The organism is Pseudocolwellia agarivorans, from assembly GCF_002000085.1.
GTDB lineage: Bacteria > Pseudomonadota > Gammaproteobacteria > Enterobacterales > Alteromonadaceae > Pseudocolwellia > Pseudocolwellia agarivorans.
The window spans coordinates 42702-63704 of the sequence record NZ_MUZU01000013.1 but is presented as its reverse complement, the minus strand read 5'-3'; the positions used below and the strand labels follow the sequence as shown (position 1 = coordinate 63704).

General features: G+C 36.4%; 25 protein-coding genes. 6 read left to right on the top strand and 19 right to left on the bottom strand.

Annotation, left to right across the window (positions count from 1 at the left end):
* Positions 1-154: 154 nt before the first annotated feature.
* Together B0X80_RS17255 and B0X80_RS17250 are read left to right on the top strand one after the other, a co-directional pair.
* Complete coding sequence (locus B0X80_RS17255) at positions 155-1135, top strand: hydrolase (RefSeq protein WP_077342568.1); 981 nt, start codon at positions 155-157, stop codon at positions 1133-1135.
* The gene (locus B0X80_RS17250) at positions 1132-1368 is read left to right on the top strand and encodes a YheU family protein (RefSeq protein WP_077342566.1); all 237 of its coding nucleotides are present in this window, start codon (positions 1132-1134) and stop codon (positions 1366-1368) included. Before B0X80_RS17255 ends, B0X80_RS17250 begins: the two co-directional genes overlap by 4 nt.
* Positions 1369-1397: 29 nt before the next feature.
* Here B0X80_RS17250 and cysQ read toward each other — a convergent pair whose 3' ends face one another.
* A complete protein-coding gene (gene cysQ, locus B0X80_RS17245; protein WP_077342564.1) occupies positions 1398-2219 on the bottom strand; it encodes a 3'(2'),5'-bisphosphate nucleotidase CysQ in 822 nt (273 codons plus the stop codon).
* Positions 2212-2766 carry an ADP compounds hydrolase NudE gene (nudE, locus tag B0X80_RS17240; RefSeq protein ID WP_077342562.1) on the bottom strand — a complete coding sequence of 185 codons (555 nt, stop codon included), beginning with the start codon at positions 2764-2766 and terminating at the stop codon, positions 2212-2214. Before nudE ends, cysQ begins: the two co-directional genes overlap by 8 nt.
* Positions 2767-2863: 97 nt before the next feature.
* Between nudE and yrfG the strand changes: the two genes are divergently transcribed.
* Positions 2864-3553 carry a GMP/IMP nucleotidase gene (gene yrfG / locus B0X80_RS17235; RefSeq protein ID WP_077342560.1) on the top strand — a complete coding sequence of 230 codons (690 nt, stop codon included), beginning with the start codon at positions 2864-2866 and terminating at the stop codon, positions 3551-3553.
* Here the strand turns inward: yrfG and B0X80_RS17230 are convergent.
* The 12 genes from B0X80_RS17230 to gspC all read right to left on the bottom strand — a co-directional run bounded on the left by B0X80_RS17230 (position 3550) and on the right by gspC (position 15131).
* Entirely contained in the window at positions 3550-4293 is a 744-nt protein-coding gene (locus tag B0X80_RS17230; RefSeq protein ID WP_077342558.1) for a type II secretion system protein N, read from the bottom strand. The two genes, yrfG and B0X80_RS17230, sit on opposite strands and share 4 nt — an antisense overlap.
* Positions 4293-4763 carry a type II secretion system protein GspM gene (gspM, locus tag B0X80_RS17225; protein WP_077342556.1) on the bottom strand — a complete coding sequence of 157 codons (471 nt, stop codon included), beginning with the start codon at positions 4761-4763 and terminating at the stop codon, positions 4293-4295. The genes B0X80_RS17230 and gspM overlap by 1 nt, the downstream gene beginning before the upstream one ends.
* Positions 4763-6043 (bottom strand): type II secretion system protein GspL, encoded by a 1281-nt coding sequence (gene gspL / locus B0X80_RS17220; RefSeq protein WP_077342554.1) that lies wholly within the window; start codon positions 6041-6043, stop codon positions 4763-4765. The genes gspM and gspL overlap by 1 nt, the downstream gene beginning before the upstream one ends.
* Positions 6043-7053, bottom strand: a complete 1011-nt coding sequence (gspK, locus tag B0X80_RS17215; protein ID WP_077342552.1) for a type II secretion system minor pseudopilin GspK — start codon at positions 7051-7053, stop codon at positions 6043-6045. The genes gspL and gspK overlap by 1 nt, the downstream gene beginning before the upstream one ends.
* 7 nt (positions 7054-7060) lie before the next feature.
* A complete protein-coding gene (gene gspJ / locus B0X80_RS17210) occupies positions 7061-7687 on the bottom strand; it encodes a type II secretion system minor pseudopilin GspJ (protein WP_245825485.1) in 627 nt (208 codons plus the stop codon).
* Positions 7687-8091, bottom strand: a complete 405-nt coding sequence (gene gspI, locus B0X80_RS17205; protein WP_077342548.1) for a type II secretion system minor pseudopilin GspI — start codon at positions 8089-8091, stop codon at positions 7687-7689. Before gspI ends, gspJ begins: the two co-directional genes overlap by 1 nt.
* Entirely contained in the window at positions 8084-8701 is a 618-nt protein-coding gene (gene gspH / locus B0X80_RS17200; protein ID WP_077342546.1) for a type II secretion system minor pseudopilin GspH, read from the bottom strand. The genes gspI and gspH overlap by 8 nt, the downstream gene beginning before the upstream one ends.
* A 22-nt stretch (positions 8702-8723) precedes the next feature.
* Positions 8724-9179 (bottom strand): type II secretion system major pseudopilin GspG, encoded by a 456-nt coding sequence (gspG, locus tag B0X80_RS17195; protein ID WP_076417361.1) that lies wholly within the window; start codon positions 9177-9179, stop codon positions 8724-8726.
* A 63-nt stretch (positions 9180-9242) separates the two neighbouring features.
* Positions 9243-10466: a type II secretion system inner membrane protein GspF gene (gene gspF / locus B0X80_RS17190; protein WP_077342544.1), complete on the bottom strand. Its 1224-nt coding sequence runs from the start codon at positions 10464-10466 to the stop codon at positions 9243-9245.
* Positions 10467-10480: 14 nt separating this feature from the next.
* Positions 10481-12010: a type II secretion system ATPase GspE gene (gene gspE, locus B0X80_RS17185; RefSeq protein ID WP_077342542.1), complete on the bottom strand. Its 1530-nt coding sequence runs from the start codon at positions 12008-12010 to the stop codon at positions 10481-10483.
* A complete protein-coding gene (gspD, locus tag B0X80_RS17180; RefSeq protein ID WP_077342540.1) occupies positions 12010-14127 on the bottom strand; it encodes a type II secretion system secretin GspD in 2118 nt (705 codons plus the stop codon). Before gspD ends, gspE begins: the two co-directional genes overlap by 1 nt.
* A 44-nt stretch (positions 14128-14171) precedes the next feature.
* Positions 14172-15131: a type II secretion system protein GspC gene (gene gspC / locus B0X80_RS17175; protein WP_077342538.1), complete on the bottom strand. Its 960-nt coding sequence runs from the start codon at positions 15129-15131 to the stop codon at positions 14172-14174.
* A 201-nt stretch (positions 15132-15332) separates the two neighbouring features.
* On the opposite strand from gspC, the gene hslR reads away from it, so the two are divergent.
* Complete coding sequence (gene hslR, locus B0X80_RS17170; protein ID WP_077342536.1) at positions 15333-15740, top strand: ribosome-associated heat shock protein Hsp15; 408 nt, start codon at positions 15333-15335, stop codon at positions 15738-15740.
* Between the two features lie 3 nt (positions 15741-15743).
* A complete protein-coding gene (gene hslO, locus B0X80_RS17165; RefSeq protein WP_077342534.1) occupies positions 15744-16613 on the top strand; it encodes an Hsp33 family molecular chaperone HslO in 870 nt (289 codons plus the stop codon).
* Positions 16614-16684: 71 nt separating this feature from the next.
* Here the strand turns inward: hslO and B0X80_RS17160 are convergent, their stop codons facing one another.
* Complete coding sequence (locus B0X80_RS17160; RefSeq protein ID WP_077342532.1) at positions 16685-17425, bottom strand: TIGR04219 family outer membrane beta-barrel protein; 741 nt, start codon at positions 17423-17425, stop codon at positions 16685-16687.
* An 11-nt stretch (positions 17426-17436) separates the two neighbouring features.
* The gene (locus tag B0X80_RS17155) at positions 17437-18429 is read right to left on the bottom strand and encodes a DUF2333 family protein (RefSeq protein WP_077342530.1); all 993 of its coding nucleotides are present in this window, start codon (positions 18427-18429) and stop codon (positions 17437-17439) included.
* A gap of 167 nt (positions 18430-18596) precedes the next feature.
* On the opposite strand from B0X80_RS17155, the gene B0X80_RS17150 reads away from it, so the two are divergent.
* Entirely contained in the window at positions 18597-19325 is a 729-nt protein-coding gene (locus B0X80_RS17150; protein ID WP_077342528.1) for an enoyl-CoA hydratase-related protein, read from the top strand.
* Between the two features lie 66 nt (positions 19326-19391).
* Here the strand turns inward: B0X80_RS17150 and B0X80_RS17145 are convergent, their stop codons facing one another.
* From B0X80_RS17145 to pspA, 3 genes are all read right to left on the bottom strand, one after another.
* Entirely contained in the window at positions 19392-19739 is a 348-nt protein-coding gene (locus B0X80_RS17145) for a hypothetical protein (RefSeq protein ID WP_077342526.1), read from the bottom strand.
* 47 nt (positions 19740-19786) lie between these two features.
* Positions 19787-19996, bottom strand: coding sequence for a PspC domain-containing protein (locus tag B0X80_RS17140; protein ID WP_077342524.1), 210 nt, complete (start codon positions 19994-19996; stop codon positions 19787-19789).
* 154 nt (positions 19997-20150) lie between these two features.
* Entirely contained in the window at positions 20151-20813 is a 663-nt protein-coding gene (gene pspA, locus B0X80_RS17135; protein WP_077342522.1) for a phage shock protein PspA, read from the bottom strand.
* Between the last annotated feature and the right edge of the window lie 190 nt (positions 20814-21003).

Sequence of the window (21003 nt, the reverse complement as noted above, 5' to 3'; positions counted from 1 at the left end):
ATACATTAAGGAGAGTTTGACTGACTCTCCTTAGATTAAATAACTTCAAACTTATTGATTCAACTCATTCCTTTTACAGTTCATAAAACTAATTACAGTTTTCCCAGCTGTTTTTCATTACAATAACCCAACCTTGTTCAACCCGTGTTATTTCATGTTTCAATCGAGTGACTTCAAACCTGCTAAATGGTTATCAAACCCTCATGTACAAACCATGTTAGCTAAATTCCTTAATCGTAATGAAATTATCCCTAGTATTAATGAAGTGCTTGAGTTACCTGATGGCGATTTTGTTGATTTAGCATGGACAGAAATACCACAGGCCAATAACACTAAGCCTATTATTGTTTTATTACATGGTTTACAAGGTTCAAAAAATAGCCATTATATAAAAAGTATGTTTAAGGCAATTAAACAACAAGGTTGGATCGCGGTGTTAATTCACTTTCGTGGCTGTAGTGGTAAACCTAACCGACTAGCACACTCATACCACTCAGGCTATACCTACGATATCCACTACTTTACCCAGCAACTTAAAACACGTTATCAGCAATGTAAATTAGCCATTATCGGTTATTCATTAGGGGGTAACGTATTAACAAAATATTTAGCTGAAGCTAAAAACTCTCCTTACGCTTGCGCTACCGTTATTTGTGCACCACTACATTTAGCGAGTTGCAGCGCTAAAATTAATAGTGGTTCCTCTAAAATATATCAGAAGTATTTAATTGATATGTTAAAACAGAGTACCAAAGAAAAAATAAAGTTGGGTCTCATTCAAGATATTTCGTTAAACGCGCTAAAGCAGCTAAAAACCATGCGTGACTTTGATAATAGCGTAACAGCCCCATTAAATAACTTTACCAGCGCAGAACATTACTACAGTGAGTCGAGTGGCATTAACGTACTCAATAAGATAGCTCAACCTTGTTTAATTATTCACGCAGAAGACGATCCTTTTTTATCTCACGAACATATTACCCATATTGATTATTTACCTGAAAACATAACATTTGAAATTTCAACTCATGGCGGACATGTTGGTTTTCTTTCCACTAATATAACTGACAAAAGTTTAAAGCCTGTATATTGGCTAGAAACTAGAGTTCCACAATTTTTACAGGACTATTTATGATTATTCCCTTTAACGACTTAAATTCAGAAACATTATTTAGCATTATTAAAGAGTTTGTTTTACGAGAAGGTACAGAGTACGGCGCTGAAGATGTTTCTATAGAAGAAAAAGTAGAACAAGTACGCAAACAGTTAACGTTAGGTACTGCAGTTTTAGTGTATTCTGAACTGCATGAAACCGTGAATATAATACCAGCAGATCAATTTGAAGAAGAAAAAGAAGAGTTAGAATAGCTCTTCTTTTTGTAGAAAAGCTAATTCGATTAATCGCGACGAGCTGAGTGAGGTTTTACTATTTTATCCCAAGGGATATCAGCAGAGCCTAATGACATAAAGTCAGGATTAAGTAAGCTATCTCGCTTATTGTAACTTAAAGGAATAAATTCACTGTCGATAATTGACCCACCCGCTTGCTCTAAAATACAATGGCTTGCGCCTGTATCCCATTCACCTGTAGGACCAATACGTAAATAGCAATCAGCTAAACCCTCCGCTATTAATGCATTTTTTAACGAACAACTCCCTAATGGCACATATTCGTAGTCAAATTCATTATTAAGGTATTGCCCCATTAAATTTAACTTTTGTCTTCGGCTAACGGCAACCTTTATCGGACGGTTATCATCGTATTCAGCCACCTGAATTTTAGTGGTTCCTTCCGATGTTTCTTTAAACGCGCCTAAACCACTTTGTGCGTAGTAGGTCATATTATGATCCGGCGCATGTATAACACCAATACTTGGCCAACCATTTTCAACTAAAGCAACATTTACGGCAAAGTCGCCACTGGCTAAAATAAATTCTCCTGTGCCATCAATAGGATCTAACAGCCAATATTGTGTCCACTGACTACGTTGCTCAAGAGTTAACGCGCCTATTTCTTCAGAAATAATAGGAATATTAGGCGTACGCTTTTTTAACTCAGCCATTAACACATCGTTAGCGGCTATATCAGCACTAGTTACAGGGCTATTATCTTCCTTAATCTCAGAGGTGTAATCTCCGTTTTGGTAATGTTTAGTTACTTCTACACCTGCTTTTTTAGCGCTTTCTATTGCAATAGAAAGAAGTTCTTCGTTATTCATGAGATCCACTTAAATAATCTTTTACTAACATAAGGGCTGCAATGCTTCGTGCCTCGTTAAAATCTGGCTGAGCAAGTAACGACTTATATTCACTGAGTTTCCAAGGTACTACGTCAAGTTCTTCTGGTTCATCACCTTCTAAGCGCTCTTTATAAAGGTTAGTGGCGATAAAAATGTTCATGCTTGCTGCAAAAAAACCGGGTGCCATTGCAACTTTTTTTATTTCGGTAAGATGGTCACTACCAAAACCAATTTCTTCTTTTAGTTCTCTGTTGGCTGCTATTTCAGGGCTTTCACCTGGATCAATCAACCCCTTAGGAAAACCAAGTTCGTAAGTATGTGTACCAGCACAATATTCGCGTACCAACAATACGGTATCTTCATCTTGCATAGCAACTATCATAACAGCACCTCTACCAGCCCCCTGCATGCGTTCGTACTGTCTTTTTACACCATTACTAAAGGTAAGATCTAATTGCTCAATTGAAAATAATCGACTTTTCGCGACCAGTTTTCGGTCATCAATAGTGGGGAGCTTTTTTCCCATTGTAATAAGTACCTTACTCGATAGCGCTAATTCATTTAGAATAGCATGATAACTTTATATATAATCCTATAATAAACGGGTTATTAGGAAAAAATCTATGCTTGATTGGTCAAATATTTCAACTGTTTTACTGGATATGGACGGCACTATACTCGATCTACATTTTGACAATCATTTTTGGCTTCACCATTTACCGCTTAGATATAGCGAATCGGCTCAAATAAGTATAGACGAAGCTAAGCATAAATTAACCCGTCATTATAAAAAAGTTGCAGGAACAATCGATTGGTATTGCTTAGACTACTGGGCTGAACAAACACAATTAGCTATTACTGACTTAAAAAAAGAAGTTCAACACCTTATAAAATTACGTGGGGACGCTCATCACTTTTTGGTCGCTTTAAAAGAAACCGGCAGAAACGTAGTACTTGTAACTAATGCCCACCCCGATAGCTTAGCGTTAAAAATTGAACGTACTCAATTAGATAAGTACTTTAATACCTTATATTCAACTCACGAGTTTGGTGTAACCAAAGAGTCTCAATTATTATGGCAAAGGTTACAAGCTAAAGAGGGCTTTGAATTAAGTAACACTTTGTTTGTTGACGATAGTTTACCTATATTAAAATCAGCCCAACAATATGGTATTGAGCATTTATTGGCGGTCGCTAATCCTGATAGCAAACAACCTGAAAATGTGATCACTGAGTTTCCTGCAATAACAAACTACGATGTACTTTTACATGATATAAAAGCACATCCGTTTTTGAATAAACCTAACAACTAAAAGTTAAGCTTATAGCGACCTCTATTATCTGGTGCACCAAGGAAAGGTAAAGCCTCATTAAGTACCGTAGGAAACTTACTACCTGGCTCTACATAACCACTACCCGAAATACGTTCAGGTGAATGAATATAGGCGCTAAAAGTTAAGCCTAAGTTATTTTTAGGATCAAAGGTAAATTTAGCGATACCTTTTTCACATTCAAGCTTACCTCTTAACGTACCAAAATTAATTTTTTCATCTAATGCTTTTATACCTGCGGTATCCCAGGTAACTGTGCCAGTTAGTTGCTGACAAAGTGGCTTGCCCATAACAAAAGTTTCAATGTTAACATCAATAAATTTTTGTGCGGTTAATGGAATCGGCAATGTTAACTGCTGAGCAATATCATTCGCGGCAACTAATACATGTCCATCACTAACTTCAATATCACCTAATAGATGACTTAGCCTTGCTTTACCTTCAGGACCATCAACTAAAGCGCCACCAAAAGTTGTATCAACACTTGGATTAAACATTAATAGTGAAAGTAAGCTAACTTCAATATTTACGTTATTAATACTATAGCCATCTACAATAATACGATTGATACTTCCTTGCCAAATAGAGCCCTTAACCCCTTGTAATACAATATTTTTAGGCAATGATACTTGATTAACAATCCACTGCGCAGGCGTTTGCGACACCATAAAAAATAGGTAAGCAAAAATAAATGCTACGATACCTATAAACCATTTTTTCATTAACTTCTTCCTAATTGCAATCGTCTCACTTTAACAACACCGGCCTTATTGGCATGAGTAATATCAATAGACTTAACGGTTACACCTTCCTTAATTGAAAGTTTTTCTAACCATGTAAGTAAGCTGTTAAAAGGAACTTCATCAATCCATACTTGTAAATCGTCACCTTGTGGTTGCATGCGAGCAATTGTAATTTGATTACGCCCTGCTGTTTGATTGACGACACTCGATAAACTAGCATTTCGACTATTTGATTTTCCTGCGCCGACTGCACTCTTATATTTAGCTGTACCTTCTTGCACTAAAAGCAATAATTTTTGTTGTCGTTCTACTTTTTTGGTGGCTAAATCAATATTTTTATTTAAAGGGGCCCAAATAGCGCTGTATAGAATAAAAAAGATAACAACACTTGCCATCGCGATAACTAATCGTTGCTCGCGAACATTAAGTTGTAACCAACGTTCTTTCATTATCGACTCCCTTTAGCAGAAATAGTAAATGAACCAGTTACTTGATCATCTAAATTATTCTGCGCACCTTGAGAAACAGTTAATTTTTGTTTTTCTAAGGCAAGTTTAAACTTTTCAAATGATTGATAATTAGTTGATACGGCTTGAATTCTTAATTCATTTCTTTTTGCATCAAACTTCATCGATTCAGGCTTTAATACGGTTACTTCATTAAATGCTGGCTGTACTTTATTGAGCATAGTTAAGAAATCACCTTGAGACGATGCAGAACCACCTACTTCAGATAATTTACGACTGAGTTGAGATTTAATAGTTGAGATACGCACTTTTTTGGTTTGAGGAAATGCCTCTTTATATACCTGTATAATTTCTTTTTCTATTGCTGTAGTTTGATTATTTAGCTTAATTAACTCAGCACCTTTTAAAGCAACGTTTGTTACTAAAGCAATCGCCGCAATTCCTGCTACCCACAGCCAAGTACTGTAGTTAGCCGAACGTTTGTCTTTAACTTGAAATTCGCCTTGTAGTAAATTAATTAATTTTGTATCTACATGCTGAGCAAGCAAAGCTAGTGGAAGCTCTTCTGGCATAGCGTTAACAGTAATATTTAAGGTTTCAGGTAAAGTCGCATAAGCGTTAATCGATAAGTTTGTTTGCTCTTCGTTCGCATCAATAACTTCCTCTAATTCGCTTGCCTCTAACTCTGTTGTATTGGTATTAATCCATTGCTGGCTTATAAGTGCCCACACGTTGGCTTCAACCACTAAACCTTGCCATATTCCTTGTCTAAGCAATATTTGGTTGTTTAGCGTAATAGCACTCCACTTGCCTTCAATAAATGGCATAGCGAGTACGTCAGGAATTAAGGTTTTACATTTAATATTGGCTTGGCTTAACCATGTTGTCCAACGTATAAGTTGTTCGCGGTCGACTGCGGCTGTAAAACAATTATTATCATCTTTATCTTTGCTGACATTACCATAAGCAAAAAATAGCGATTCAACATCTTGCGCAAGATCATCTTCAAGCATGTAAGGAGTAGCGGCTTGAATAGCTCGTGTTGATTTACCTGGCACCTTTAAGCGCTTTAAAGCAATTGCGCTCGCAGGAACAAAACCAATAACTTTACGTTGTTCTGCTTTTTCAGTTAAATGTGTAAGGTCGCTAGCGTGATTTAAATCACCGCTGGCAATCACTTCGTGTTGTTGATCCGACCATATCAACCATTGAATGGGCTCATGCTCTTGGCTGCCCAGTCGAATAAAAAGAGTTTCTGACATTAGTCACGTCCTATGGTGCGGCTAATAATATTAATTTGATTATTTTTTTCAACTTTCATAATACTGTTTAAAAAGAAATAACTATCGTTAAAGGTTGTTTTGGTTTTTAATTTAAAGTATTCGCTATCAACAACCAGCTGATCTTTTTGTTCCTGAGTTAATTTACGTTTTGTTAATTGAGGCGATACAAAAACATCTTCAATTTTTTGATAACCTTCTTCCCCCCTACTTGAAATAATTTCTTCAGCTTCACTCTCACTGATATCAAATAGGGCCATTAATATTTCAATATGATCTGCGCTTATAGTATTTACATTAATTTTATGAAGATCAGAATTTGGTATTACGCATACATAAGGCTTTAGTGCTTCAATGGCCTCTAAAGTAAAATGCTCAACAACACGTAACTCGTTAAAACTACCTAAAAAATTATTTGCAGGCAAATAAGGATACTCTTTTGATGAATATTCGCTGTCTTCAGCACCACCGCTATTTGTGACTATGCCATTATCGTCTACCCAATCAGTTAAGGCAGACACCATATCTTTGGCTTCAAAACTACTTACATTCTCAATACCAATATTAAGTATTAATCTTTCAAGTGCTTCAGCAGGTAAATTATTAGCATTACCATTATTTGTAGGTGAAGGCGATATCCCTTTATTACCTGAATGGCGTAAAGCATTTAAATTAAAGCACGATTGCAGATCAATGATCTCACCGGTTATTTCACCATAATCTACTGGGTAGGTGTTTTCACCTTGAGCCCATAATTGGCCTAAGTGAGTCACGTTTTCGTCGCCATCAAACGACATTATAAGTACACGCTTTGCAAAAGCTTCGGCGCCCATGGCTAACCAATAAGCTTGCTGATTCGCTTCTATGTTTGCGCTACGTTGTAACTGAAGCTGTAGTTTTGCTGTCATTTGTGTAGCAAGTATTGCAGCAAGAGCTACTACTAGCATAACCGTAATAAGCGCCACACCTTGATGACACGATATTTTTTTCATGTCATCCTCAATTAACTTTTTCTTTAGGTACAAGGCCAGCAACTAAGAATTTACGTTTGACCAATCCAAACTCTTTAGTATCAAGCTCTACGGCAATTGCCAAAGGTAAGTCACTGCCTTCATACGTTTGGTTCCATTGTTTACCGTCATAAAATTCAAAGCTAATATCATTAATACCCGTTAATAACTTTCTTACTTTAGGCTCTTCGCCTAAGGTTGCGTCAACAAAGTTAAAATGAACACGTTCTAATGTTTCTTCATTAATTTGATAAGCTACTGATTGCATATCACCGCGCGGTAATAATAATCCCGGATTTGACCAACCATTTCGAACAAAACCAATGGCTTGTGATGTAGATTCAAAGGCATTGCTGTCGGTATGAATAAAATCTTTCAAAGGTTCGTCCCCATCCATACGTACACTGCGCCGAGCTATTTGTAAAAAATCACGTTCAATAAGCATAAAAGCACGTTGAATATCATTCATGCTATTTAATCTTTTGGTAGACTTTTCTTCACTGGTGATCACGGTATCAAACAAGCTAAAACTGGCTAAACTAATAATCGCAAAAATAGAAATTGCGATGAGTACTTCAAGTAAAGTAAAGCCCTGTTGTTTAGTTAAATTATTCACTATTTTTGTTCCTTAACAACATAAGTTGTTAAGCTGGTTAGTGATGATCTTTGAGCTTGATCTAGTCTCACTTCAATGGATATAGCACTCATATTTTGATCGGCAGTTTTAGCCACCTTTTGTATCCAAAACCATTCTCGCCCTGCAAGCTCGACTTTGCCTTTTTTGTTGTTTCTTGGTGGCCAGCTTTTGTTTAAACTTGCTTCAACGAGTTGATTAGAAGCCACCCAATTTGCCATCATTTTAGTTTCTAAATGGCTTAGACTTCTAAAATGAGTATCAGTACTCGAAATTAGCGCAACACCTGCTGTGGCAAAAATAGCCATAGCTAGCATAACTTCAATGAGAGTGAACCCTGAACATTTACGCTTTATATTTTGCTGAAAGCTTTGAGCGTTACTCATCAGAAATAGGCCCTTCAATGGTTAAAGGCGTTGTATATAATCCACTAACCAAATAGCTTGTTGCGATGTAAGCGTCGTATGTATCAATAAATTTAAAGCGAAGCGTAAAAGGTGTTAAATCGCCTCCTGATAATATATACACTTGGGGGAGTAATTTCTTTTCTTCGTCAAGTTCAGAACCTGAGAATGTTAAATCGCTTTCTTCATTTTCACGCAAAGAATTAATGAGAGGAGGTTCATCTAGAGGCAGATCGTCTAGCGCTAAAATAGCTTCCATTTCTTCAGGTAATGCGTACGGTTCTAGCAACTTATTGCCTGATGCCGGCACCCATTTTTCTCCATCAAAGCCTAGAAATTGATAGGTGTTTTTTTCACTATCCACAACAAGACCAAGCTCAACATTATTTAACATTGAATATTCTGCTGCCATATTAAATATTGCAGCAAAGCGCTGACTTTCTTTTTCTAATAGTTTTTCGGGTTCATTACCATTAAAGTTAAATTGTACAACAGAGGCCATTAAACCTATTAAAACAATAACCACCATCACTTCAATTAGGGTAAAGCCTTTTAATGAAGGTTTAGCTGGTAATTGTTTTTTGTAGTTCATGGCCAAAGGTATTTTTACCAATTTATTGGTAATCGGCTAAGTTCCAGTTACCAATGTCATCTTCTGTACCCGCTTCTCCGTCTGGTCCCATTGAGAAAACGTCATACTTTGCATTTTCACCTGGGTATAATAATTGATAGTCATTGCCCCACGGATCTTTAGGAAGACGCTTAACATAACCTTCTTCGGGAAAACGACGAGGTAATGGCTCAATATCTGTTTCGCTTGTTAAAGCATCTAGCCCTTGCTCTGTGGAAGGATAGTCATAGTTATCCATTTTATACATACTTAACGAGGTTTCTAATGCGTTGATATCTGATACTGCTTTTTGCATATTTGCTCGGTCTTGACTGCCCATTAAATTAGGTACAACCATACTAGCCAATACACCTAATATTACGATAACAACCATAACTTCTAGCAGTGTGAAACCTTGCTCTTGTTTACTGGCTTTAACTTTTAATGAGTTTTGAAACATTTTCATTTTTTTTCCTGATTTAAGTCTGTAATAATTCGATTAAATAACGGTTACTTGGTTCAATTAACTCGCAATTAAAGTGTTTAATTGCAATATTGGCTGTAATATAGCCATAACAATGAATAATACCACTCCTGCCATAGTTACCATTAATGCAGGTTCGAATGCCTTGAGTGATATACTTACGAGTGCTTCGAATTCTCTATCTTGATTGTCTGCAGCTCTACCTAACATATGTTCAAGCTGACCACTTTTTTCACCACTGGCGATCATATGAATCATCATAGGAGGAAATAATTTCGTTTGTTCTAATGAAACACGAAGACTTGTACCTTCCCTTACTTTGTCTGCGGCTTCTTTAACTTTTTGCTTAATATATAAGTTGTCGAGTACTTCGCCTGAAATGGTCATACTTTCTAATAGCGGCACAGCACTCGCAGTTAAAATACTTAATGTACGTGCGAAACGAGCGGTATTTACACCTTTAGAAACTTTACCAATTCCTGGAATTTTAATTAAACGTTCATGCGCACTAAAACGAAACTTAGGTTTTTGCATAAGCCGTGAAAAACCAACAATAATAGCCATAATTAATATGACAATAAATAAACCATAACTTTGTAAAAAGTCACTGCTGGCAATTAAGAATTGTGTTGTTCCGGGCAAGTTTGCACCCATATGTTCAAACTGCCCAACAATTTTAGGTACTACGGCGGTTAATAAAATAGCAATAACCCCCACAGCCACTACCGTCATAATAACGGGATAAACTAAAGCTTGGATCATTTGTGAACGCAATTGTTGGCGTTGTTCTGTGTAGTCAGCTAAACGATTGAGCACCTTATCTAAGTGGCCTGATTTTTCACCAGCAGCTACCATAGCTCGATATAAATGATTAAAAATATGGGGGTATTCCGACATACTTTCGGCTAAACCGTAACCTTCGGTTACCTTGGTTCTTACTGCCATAATCATACTTTTTAAGCTGTTTTTATCGCACTGTTCAGCAACGGCAATTAAAGATTCTTCTAGTGGAAGGCCTGATTCAACTAATGTTGCTAGTTGCCTTGTAATTAAAGCGAGCTCTGCTGCTGATATTTTTTTACTTGTGCCAAATCGTCCTTTGTTTGACGATTTTTTATTTCTTTGCAGGCTAGGTGTTACTTCTGTAGGCATTAGGCCTTGCTCACGTAATAAACTTCTTACGTGCCTAGCGGTATCACCTTCTATAACACCTTTTTTAGCCTTGCCTCGACTATCTACGGCTTGGTAATCAAATGCTGCCATATACTATATTTACCTTACCCTTCTCTTGTAACACGTAAAACTTCTTCGAGTGTTGTTATGCCTAGCATCACCTTATTAAAGCCATCACGTCTTATGCTTCGAGTACTTTTACGGATAAATTTCTCAATAGCCTGCTCTCCTTGGCCATTATGAATAAGTTCTCTTACGGTATCGTCTACGTAGAGCAATTCATGTATACCTGTTCGACCTTTATAGCCTTTGAAGTTACATTCTGCGCACCCTTTAGCTCTATAAATAGGTTGTGTATTGTTATCGGGTAGATCAAGTAATTTTTGTTCTTCGTGGTCAGGTAAGTGACTTTCACGACAATGTGGGCATAAAGTTCGAACTAAACGTTGAGCAAGTACACCAAGTAAACTCGATGATAAAAGGAAAGGCTCAACGCCCATATCTTCCATACGAGTTACAGCACCAGCAGCGGTATTTGTATGCAACGTAGATAAAACAAGGTGACCAGTTAAACTTGCTTGTACTGATATTTGAGCGGTTTCTAAATCACGAATCTCACCTACCATAACTACGTCAGGATCTTGTCTTAAAATAGCACGTAAACCACGAGCAAAAGTCATGTCTACTTTGGTATTTACTTGTGTTTGACCTATGCCTTCGATAGCAAACTCAATAGGATCTTCAACCGTTAATATATTGCGTTCTTTACTATCAATTTGTGATAAACCCGCATAAAGCGTGGTACTTTTACCTGACCCTGTAGGGCCTGTCACTAAGATAATACCGTGTGGTTTTTCAATTATTTTTGAGAAACTATCACGTGTATCTTCTGCCATGCCTAAGTCTTTTAAGTTTAAGCGAGCTGCATTCTTATCCAACAAACGTAAAACAACACGTTCGCCATGTCCGGTAGGCATAGTAGATACACGTACATCAACCGCACGCCCGCCAATTCTTAAGGAAATACGGCCATCTTGCGGAATACGTTTTTCAGCGATATCAAGTTTCGCCATAACCTTAATACGAGAAACCAACAAGGAAGCGAGTTTTTTATTAGGTTTCAATACTTCACGTAAAACGCCATCCACTCGAAAGCGTATTAATAAGGCGGTTTCAAACGTTTCGATATGAATATCAGAGGCGCTTTCTTTGATCGCTTCACTTAGCATAGCGTTGATCAGCTTAATGATTGGCGCATCATCTTCATTTTCAAGTAGATCTTCACTTTCAGTCATTTCATCAGCAAGTGAATATAAGTTAACTTCATTACCTATATCTTCCATCATCTGTTTGGCTTCAGATGAATCTCTTTGGTATGCAACCGTTAATGCTAGTTCAAACTGTTCAGGGCTTTCCACTTGAATACTAAAAGGTGCTTTAAGTACTCGACGCACTTCTAATAAAATGTCGGTATCAACATCTTCTAAACAATGTAAAACATAGCCTTTTTCTTTTTGAGAAATAAGTACGCTATGACGTTTAGCAAAGCCAAACGGAAGTTGGTGCTGTTCAAGAATATGTTCAACGTCAACCTCATCTGCAATTAATGCAGCTTGTGTATCAAGTTCACTCATTACGGTTGTTCTTGTTCAATATTAGATGTATTGATGATGTCGAGAGGCCCAACTTCTTCTTTGTTATTCATGTATTCATCAAAAGAAGGAGGTAATACAAGCTTATCGTTCCATTTTGGTAATAAAGGTAATTTAGAGTCATCCATTAGCTCTAAACCTTCTTCTTGTTTACGTATTTCATCAGCACGAATAAAGTTATATTTGTCTTTACTAATATTATTCATAGTTTCGCCATCACGAATAATCGACGCCTTTAAAAATACCATTAGGTTGCGCTTACGCTTAGTATTAGTGGTTGATTTGAATAAACTTCCCAAAATAGGAATATCACCTAGTAGTGGTACTTTTTGTTCGCTTTCTTGAACGTCTTCATCAATTAAACCACCTAACACTATCGTGCTGCCACTATCTGCCATTATGGTGGTTTTAATTTCACGTTTATTAATCGCAATATCGACACCTGTTGCACCACTTACTGATGACACTTCTTGCTCTATAGTAAGTTGTACTGCATTACCTTCATTTACTTGTGGCGTTACTTTAAGTTTTATACCCACTTCTTGACGATCAACGGTTTGGAACGGATTCGCATTATTACTACCTGTTGCAGAACCGGTAATAATTGGAATCTCTTGACCTACTAGAAAGTAAGCCTCTTCGTTATCTAACGTAGTAATGCTTGGTGTTGATAATATATTTGAATTGGTATCAGAACTAACCGCTTGTAAAACGGCACCAATATCACCTCTTAAAATACCTGTAACTAGCCCACTTGCTGAACCGAGCACTTGGCCAAGAACACTATAATCACCCTTAACATCTGGTTGAGTTGTTGATGGAGTTCTTACCTCACCATTATCGTTCAATACTGCTGGGATAATTGCACCAGGAGTGTCTCTAGCGGCCTCAACACCAGCGGCAATTTGTCCTAAAGGCGCAGGTCCATTATTAAATTGTGTAAAACCTGCTTTCGGTGAAAACCATTGTATTCCTAAGTTAATACCATCGGATTCATATACTTCAACAATAATCGCTTCAACATGCACTTGTGCTCTGCGTATATCTAGTTGGCGAATAACCGCTTCTAGCGAACGAAGCATGTCAGGTTCTGCGGTAATAACAAGCGTGTTAGTATCATCATGCGCATCAATGCTTACTTCGCGAGTTTGGCTTCCACGAGATGCTGTTTTAGTCGTTGTTTTATTTTCTGATTCAATTGATTTACTAACTCCCTGAAGCACCTTAACTAAGTCTTCGGCTTTAGCATATTTCAAGTAATAAACACGGGTGTTTCCGTTCGATTCAAGTTCGCTGTCTAAACGAGATATCAGTTTTGCAATACGTTTACGTGCTTGGGACTCACCGCTAACAATGACACTATTGGTTCTATCGTCAGCAACAATTTTAGGAATTAAAAAAGTAGGAGTACCCGGCTTACCTTGTTCGCTTTTATTCATTGCTTCAATAATACGAACCATTTCACCCGCTGAAGCATATTGAAGTTTAATAATTTGTACATCTTGATCGCCGGCTTTATCAACACGTTCAATAACTTGTACTAAACGATTTACCGTAGCGGCTGTACCTGTTAACAAAATGACATTGGCAGGGTCGTAATTAACTACGTTGCCACCACCTGACTGATCAGATAGTTGGCGTAACAAGGGCACTAACTCACGCACAGTTACATTTTTAACTTCAACAACACGGGTTACCATTTCGTCACCAATGCCGGGATTCTCATTCCCAACAACCGGAATTGACGCTGTTTTAGCATCTTTATTGCGAATAATTTTAATGATGTTGTTTTCCATTTTTACCGCTGAAAAACCATACACTTCTAAAACATTCAAAAATACTTGGTAATATTGTTCTTCTGTTAACGAATCGTAACTACGTAAGTTAACTTTTCCTCGTACGTTAGGATCAACCACCATTGTTTTATTGAGATTTTTCCCAACAATATTAATAAACTCTATAATTTCAGTATTTTTAAAGTTTGGAGAATATTTCGCAGCTTGTACATGGGAGCAAAATAATAAAATATTGAGTAAAATAGCAGTAGTGAATAAAGTGATAACTCTTTTATACCAAGGCGCAGTAGAAGTCTTGCGCATGAAAAATACCTCATTTGTCATTTATATATCGTCCATTAATACTATTAGTCAATACTATTATCAATACTGAACAGAATTTCTGTTATGTCATCGTTTCTATTAACTAGAAGCGATACTTCTCGTTCTTGTTTTAATGCTCTTAGCGCTTGGGCGGCTTCAGAAGGTTGACTTAAGTCGTAACCATTCATTTGTATAGCAACATCACCACTTTTTAATCCCGAAGACTTAAAAAAGTCAGGATTTTTTCCAGGCATTAACTGATACCCCACAATTTGTCCATTAACTCGCTTAGGACCAATCTTTAAGTAATCGGTTATTTTTCCTGGATCTGCACTAATATCATCTCTTAATGCTTGTGCTTGCTTAGTTAATTCATTGTTATTACGTTGATCTACACGCTTAGGTGTATTGCTTTGTAGTATAGGACCACTAATATTCGCTTTTTCTTTTCTTTGGGCTACTTTTATTTGATTTTTTGATTCGTTATAGTCGAAACCATCCAGCATTAATGTTTCTAATCGACCTGAATGCCTAATGTGAACTCTATCGTTATATACATTCTTTAAAACGGCTCGTGTACCGTTTATGGTTTCATCAATAGCATAAATTTCTTGAGCACCATTATTTTGAATAATTGCCGCAGATCTATCATCCTCATTACTTGCAACAACACCTGTAAGAGTAAGGTTTAAATTAGTTTCGGGGGCATCTTCAATTTCGTCTATTTCTTCAACAACGTTTGATTCATTATAAAGACCAAATAAATTAAGTGAATAAATACCTGACAAGCTTATATTTTGCGTAGTCGACTTGCTTTGTATGACACTTCCGTTACTAATATTTTGATTGTACTGAGGAGTTTCATCGAGAAACAACCACGTAATTTTAGCTAATAAATAGGCAATATAAATGAATAACACTAAACTAATAAGCTTAGCTATTTTAGCGTGAGGTAGCTTTAATAGTGTTTCTGCAATAGCGGAAAACTGACGAGATAACTGCATTATATTTTTACGTTATGGGTAACTTCAATTAGCATGTTCACGATAATACGTGAGCAAAGGACTTCCAACAAGCCATCTACACAGATTGTAACGATTATTTATGACTAAAATAAGTCGAAAGATGATTTAGCAAGCAAAAAGTAGCGAAAAAATTAACGTTATGATACCTTGCGCGCATTAAAAACAGGGGTCTATATTATTATGAATAAAAATAATAAATCACAAGAAAATTTATCCGCTCGATTAGATAAATGGCTTTGGGCCGCCCGATTTTACAAAACACGAGCAATAGCTAAACAAATGATTGATGGCGGTAAAGTTTTTTATAACAATCAAAGAACAAAATCGAGTAAAGCCGTAAATATTGACGATGTAATTAGAGTAAGACAAGGCCATGAAGAAAAAGAAGTACTCGTTATCGCTATTGCAGAAACAAGAAGAGATGCGACTTTTGCTCAAACTCTCTATAAAGAAACTGAAGAAAGTATAGAAGTAAGAGCAAAAAACAGCTTAGCTCGCCAGCAAGGCATTTTATTAAACCCTGCCAGTGACACCAAGCCAGATAAAAAGCAGCGACGTAAATTAAGAGAATTTAAAGAGAGGATATAAGCAATGCCCATAAATGCAGACGTTCTAAATCGTTACTTATTTGATGACATGCATGTTCGTGGTGAACTTGTGCAACTAAGTAAAACATATCAAGACATTGTTGCCCTCCACGACTACCCAAAAGGTGTAAGTGAGTTATTAGGAGAGCTTGTAGCTGCAACTTGTTTACTAACCGCTACTTTGAAATTTGATGGTGAAATTGCCGTTCAATTGCAAGGTGATGGCCCTGTTGGCTATTTAGCCGTAAATGGTAACCACGAGCAAGAAATGCGTGCAATTGCTCGTTCATTCGACGACGCTACAGGATCAGGCCTAAAAGAACTTATTGGTAAAGGTACGATGGTAATTACCATTCGCCCTACTGATGGTGAACCTTATCAAGGTGTGGTTGCTTTAGAAAAAGATACTTTAGCGGAGTGTTTAGCTCATTATTTTGAAGTGTCTGAACAAATACCAACAAAAATTTGGTTATTTATCGACGAAGCCAATAAACAAGTTGCTGGTAGCTTAGTTCAACTACTACCTGATGCTGACACCAAAGAAAATCAATTAGCTGATTTCGAACATTTATGCCAGCTAACCAATACGATTAAGTCTGAAGAAATTTTTACACTCAAGGCTGAAGATTTATTGTATCGTTTATATCATCAAGAAAATGTAAGGTTATTCGAACCACAAGCGGTTACATATAAGTGCACTTGCTCAGAAGAAAAATGCTTAAATGCTATTGCTCAAGTAGAACCAGTAGAGCTTAAAAGTATTATTGAAGAACAAGGCAAAGTATCGATGACCTGTGATTACTGCCGAACCACTTACGATTTTGACGAAAAAAAATTAGCCTTGTTTTTAAGTGATGAGCAACAAAGTCATTAATTTGCATTTATTAAAACAAAAACGGGCTGAATATTATCCAGCCCGTTTTTTATATTTATTAGTAGTTATTATTAGAAATGTATCACTGCACCAGCAAATACACCTTTAAAATCAAGCGCTGAATGTAAATCGTCTAAATCTTCTATTTCAAGTTGAACCGCTCGGTAACCTAAAGTTAAGTTTACATCTACAGCTAAGTTTTCTATCAACTCATAGCTTATACCGACTTGAAAGTCGTAAAGAGAGTTGTCATCAAAAGACAAAAAGTTACCTTCACCAAACACGTTAAATCCCGTCCATGGTAAACCAACATTAGTGTATGCATAAAGCATTGGAACAATACCTGACGCACCTAACCTAGATGAACTTGAACCTTGGCTTAATACAATATCTGTATCAAAGTCGCGGCCAGTTAAACCAAAATCAATAGAGATTAAATCATTATCAAATATTTCATAATATAGCGTGTAATCTGTATAGGTTAAATCAAACGTAGTACTTACTTCGCCATTATAATTTACATCTTGAAACTCAAAGTTAGATAATGTTGTAGCACCATCAGTATCAAGGGTTGTACGAGCTATTTTAATATTGGGTATAAGTGGTAATGGATGTTCAAAAGCAGCATAAAAACTGCCTTGTTCTTGATCAGCTAAATTAAAATCTGCTTGGCTATTATCATTATCACCAAAAGTACCTGATGCTTCGGTTGCCCAAATTTGCCCACCAACGTATAAACCTAATAATGTATCTGCTTGAGCTGACGTTGATAGCACAGCAGAAATAGCTGTCGCTAAAAGTATTTTTTTCATGTTATCCCTTATTATCCTTGGCTTAATAAATCGTTTAAATCAATGAGTGCAGCATTCGCTCGAGAAATGTAGTTAGCCATAACTAATGAGTGATTAGCTAACACACCAAAGCCGCTACCGTTTAATACCATAGGGCTCCAAATAGCTTCTTGGCTAGCCTCTAATTCTCTTATTATTTGTTGTAAACTAACACGAGCATTTTTCTTTTCTAGCACATCATTAAAGTCAATTTCTACTGCTTTTAGAAAGTGAAGTAGCGCCCAACACGCGCCTCGAGCTTCGTAAAATTCATTATCAATTTTCCACCAACTGGTTCTTAATTCAACATTAGCATCTGAATAAGTCGATTGCTGAGCAACATTATCGCCAGCTAGGTCAACATTAAATTGCTCACGACCAACACTTGCACTTAAGCGTTGTGAATAACTCCCTAAGCGTTTTGTCACTTCGCTGATCCAATCTCTTAAGTTGTCTGCTCTTGCATAGAATTGAGCTGATTGACTATTGACTTCAGTTAACGCAGTACGATACTTATACAACTCAACTAATGCTTTACCGTACTCACTTTCAGCACTTGGCATAGCCCAGCTTTTACTGTCTATATTAAATTGTGGTTGGGCAACTTTCAAATATTCGTTTTCAATAGATTGAGATTGAGAGCGACTAAATTCTTGGCGCATAACTAACGCCATATCGCGCACCATTTCTAATGCACCAAATTCCCATGAAGGAATATTATCTAAAAATACCGAAGGAGGAAGCGCATCGTTTGATAAGTAACCACCAGGCTTTGTTAATAAAGTTTCTGTTACTTTAATTAACGCTGTTGTGGTTGTATAACCTACAACAGGAGCAACATTTTCCGCTTTAGCGGCTTTGGTTACTTCTTCTTTAATGTCGAAAGTATCTGGTTCAAAACTCCAGTACACACCTAATAAATATAAAACGAAAGCAACACCTAAAAACAACGCTATAAACGTTTTGCTAGAAAACTTGGTTATCATGAACAGCTCCTGATACTGGTGATGAATCATAACGGTATACCACTAAAAATAGAGTATACATTGGTTAAATAATGATTATTGAATATACACCTCTGTATTTCAGGTATACATTTTCCATATAAAATACTAAGGTTATTGTACTCTAATTTTTACTAAGCTAGAACAAAATGGATAACTTAATTATAACGAGCGAAAACCGTAATATTTTAACTATTACAATGAATCGTTTCGATAAAAAAAATGCATTAACCTCCAACATGTATCGCCAACTTGCTTCTGCGTTATCTCATGCAAACACAACAAAGAATATTCATTGCGTAGTAATACAAGGAGATGAAAACTGTTTTTGCGCTGGCAACGATTTACAAGACTTTTTACAACACCCCGAGGATTTTGCTGCCCTTGATTTTATAGCGGCTTTAAACGCATTGAACAAACCTTTAATTGCTGCTGTAGCAGGTCATGCCGTAGGTATTGGTACAACCTTATTACTACATTGCGACATGGTATTTGCAGCCCACAATAGTAAATTTAAGCTCCCTTTCACCCAATTAGGTTTATGCCCTGAAGCGGGTTCAAGTTCATTACTTCCAGCTAAGATTGGTCATGTACGTGCATTTGAATTACTGGTTTTAGGTAAAACATTTAACGCCGAGCAAGCTCATAATTACGGATTAATTAATGAAGTATGTGAGCCACAAGCATTACTTTCTTTAGCTCAAGAAGCTGCACATACTATTTCAGCCTTACCTACCGATGCGGTTTTAACCAGTAAAAGACTCATCAAAAAAGAACATTCTTCATTAGAAAACGCAATAATAGAAGAAGGTGATGAATTTAAACGACTTATGAAAAGTGAAGATTGTAAGAACATACTGTCACAATTTTTTAAGTAATAGTCCTTTATTTAAAACACTAAAAAGAAAGGCCATATTAAATGATATGGCTTATCTCCACTCACATTAAGAATGTACTTCTCTATCACCTTTGTTGTCTCTTGCCATTAACCAAACCACAAATGCAACCAATAAAATAGGCCAAAACACACCCACCATAAACATTACAGCAGCACCTACCCCTAATAAAACAATAAATATAATGGTTCCAAAAACACTCAAAATAATAGCTAAAGCTGCTACAACTAATAAAACAATAACTAATGCAGATACACTTATGGCTTGTATAGGTTCTATTAATTTATCGTGCATATAAATATCTACATCGAGCAACTCTACAAAACTCGTACCCAATACATAAGTTAAGAATACCGTGGCAACAATGGCTAATAATAGTGATTTTAAAAAAGACATAACAAACTCCCTAATTTAAATAAAAGCATAACTTAACGATTAATAGCTTAACGATTAGGAATAAGTAACGCCGCTACAACATAAGCAACACCCACTACCACAGGAAAAACAAACATAGAAACAACCGCGGCTAACCGCACACCAAAGCGAGGCAAACCATAGTATCTTGCTAAACCACCACACACACCTGACAATTTTTTATGTACGTTATCTTTATAAAGAGTTCTTTTAATTAAATATTCTTGTTCGTATTTCATTATTATCTCCTACAGGCCACTTAACGTAAGCCAATCACCTTATTAAACGTATACATCAGCCCTGCACTTATAAAAAAGATCATTGCAGGACCAAAACAAATAACAAAAAACATATTTCCAAACATCACAAGCTTCCTTCAAATCAAGTTCAGTTTTAGCCGTTAACTACCTTCTTTTTTAGTTGCTCTAATTCATCTTCTATGCGAGCTTGTGCTTCTAGTTCTCTGAACTCGCTTTCTAAGTTTTTAGGCTGAGATAAATCGTAGGCTTCTACTTGTGCTTCAACGCGGTCTATTTTTTGTTGAAAGCGTTCAAAACGTGTAATAGCTTCATCAATGTTATGCACAACGGCTTGTGTGCGAACTTTTAACCTCACCTCGGCTGACTGCTGACGTAAAACATAAGACTGTTGCTTACGTTTAGCTTCAGTTAGTTTTTCTTGTAAACGGTTACCATCGTCTTGCACCGCCAATAAAAACTCATCTAATTTAGCCATATCATCAGTTAAATGATTTAATTGCTCAGTCGCTTTATGTTTTTCTTTCAAAGCTAATTTGGCTAAATCTTCTCGGTCTTTTTGAATCGCAACTTCAGCTTTGTTATTCCAACCAGCAATGCTTTTTTCAACCGTAATAATGTTACGTTGAACGATTTTTTTCTCTGCAATATATTTAGCGGCACTTGCTCGAACTTCACCTAAAGTTTCGTCCATTTCTTGAATGATAAGTTTGATCATTTTTTCTGGATCTTCAGCCTTATCTAACATGCTATTAATATTTGCATTAATAATATCGGTAAACCTTGTAAATAAACCCATGCTTTTATCTCCTATTGAATAAATACGTATTAAATTATTAGGTAAAACCACAACAACTTTCGTTGCGCTTCGTTATTACTACAAAGTGTTATTACAAGGTACATGCCAACTTAGACAAAACACATAAACAACTATTTATTAAGGGATTATTTAAAAAATCAAAACATAAACCATAAAGACATATTATGTC

Coding starts and splice junctions, on each gene's coding strand:
- gspH (WP_077342546.1), bottom strand. CDS start 8,701: ATGAACTACAAAAAACAATTACCAGCTAAACCTTCATTAAAAGGCTTT.
- hslR (WP_077342536.1), top strand. CDS start 15,333: ATGAATAAAAATAATAAATCACAAGAAAATTTATCCGCTCGATTAGAT.
- B0X80_RS17255 (WP_077342568.1), top strand. CDS start 155: ATGTTTCAATCGAGTGACTTCAAACCTGCTAAATGGTTATCAAACCCT.
- hslO (WP_077342534.1), top strand. CDS start 15,744: ATGCCCATAAATGCAGACGTTCTAAATCGTTACTTATTTGATGACATG.
- gspF (WP_077342544.1), bottom strand. CDS start 10,466: ATGGCAGCATTTGATTACCAAGCCGTAGATAGTCGAGGCAAGGCTAAA.
- pspA (WP_077342522.1), bottom strand. CDS start 20,813: ATGGGTTTATTTACAAGGTTTACCGATATTATTAATGCAAATATTAAT.
- gspG (WP_076417361.1), bottom strand. CDS start 9,179: ATGTTTCAAAACTCATTAAAAGTTAAAGCCAGTAAACAAGAGCAAGGT.
- B0X80_RS17230 (WP_077342558.1), bottom strand. CDS start 4,293: ATGAAAAAATGGTTTATAGGTATCGTAGCATTTATTTTTGCTTACCTA.
- gspC (WP_077342538.1), bottom strand. CDS start 15,131: ATGCAGTTATCTCGTCAGTTTTCCGCTATTGCAGAAACACTATTAAAG.
- B0X80_RS17140 (WP_077342524.1), bottom strand. CDS start 19,996: ATGAAATACGAACAAGAATATTTAATTAAAAGAACTCTTTATAAAGAT.
- B0X80_RS17160 (WP_077342532.1), bottom strand. CDS start 17,425: ATGAAAAAAATACTTTTAGCGACAGCTATTTCTGCTGTGCTATCAACG.
- yrfG (WP_077342560.1), top strand. CDS start 2,864: ATGCTTGATTGGTCAAATATTTCAACTGTTTTACTGGATATGGACGGC.
- nudE (WP_077342562.1), bottom strand. CDS start 2,766: ATGGGAAAAAAGCTCCCCACTATTGATGACCGAAAACTGGTCGCGAAA.
- gspI (WP_077342548.1), bottom strand. CDS start 8,091: ATGAGTAACGCTCAAAGCTTTCAGCAAAATATAAAGCGTAAATGTTCA.
- B0X80_RS17150 (WP_077342528.1), top strand. CDS start 18,597: ATGGATAACTTAATTATAACGAGCGAAAACCGTAATATTTTAACTATT.
- B0X80_RS17145 (WP_077342526.1), bottom strand. CDS start 19,739: ATGTCTTTTTTAAAATCACTATTATTAGCCATTGTTGCCACGGTATTC.
- B0X80_RS17155 (WP_077342530.1), bottom strand. CDS start 18,429: ATGATAACCAAGTTTTCTAGCAAAACGTTTATAGCGTTGTTTTTAGGT.
- gspE (WP_077342542.1), bottom strand. CDS start 12,010: ATGAGTGAACTTGATACACAAGCTGCATTAATTGCAGATGAGGTTGAC.
- cysQ (WP_077342564.1), bottom strand. CDS start 2,219: ATGAATAACGAAGAACTTCTTTCTATTGCAATAGAAAGCGCTAAAAAA.
- B0X80_RS17250 (WP_077342566.1), top strand. CDS start 1,132: ATGATTATTCCCTTTAACGACTTAAATTCAGAAACATTATTTAGCATT.
- gspM (WP_077342556.1), bottom strand. CDS start 4,763: ATGAAAGAACGTTGGTTACAACTTAATGTTCGCGAGCAACGATTAGTT.
- gspD (WP_077342540.1), bottom strand. CDS start 14,127: ATGCGCAAGACTTCTACTGCGCCTTGGTATAAAAGAGTTATCACTTTA.
- gspK (WP_077342552.1), bottom strand. CDS start 7,053: ATGAAAAAAATATCGTGTCATCAAGGTGTGGCGCTTATTACGGTTATG.
- gspL (WP_077342554.1), bottom strand. CDS start 6,043: ATGTCAGAAACTCTTTTTATTCGACTGGGCAGCCAAGAGCATGAGCCC.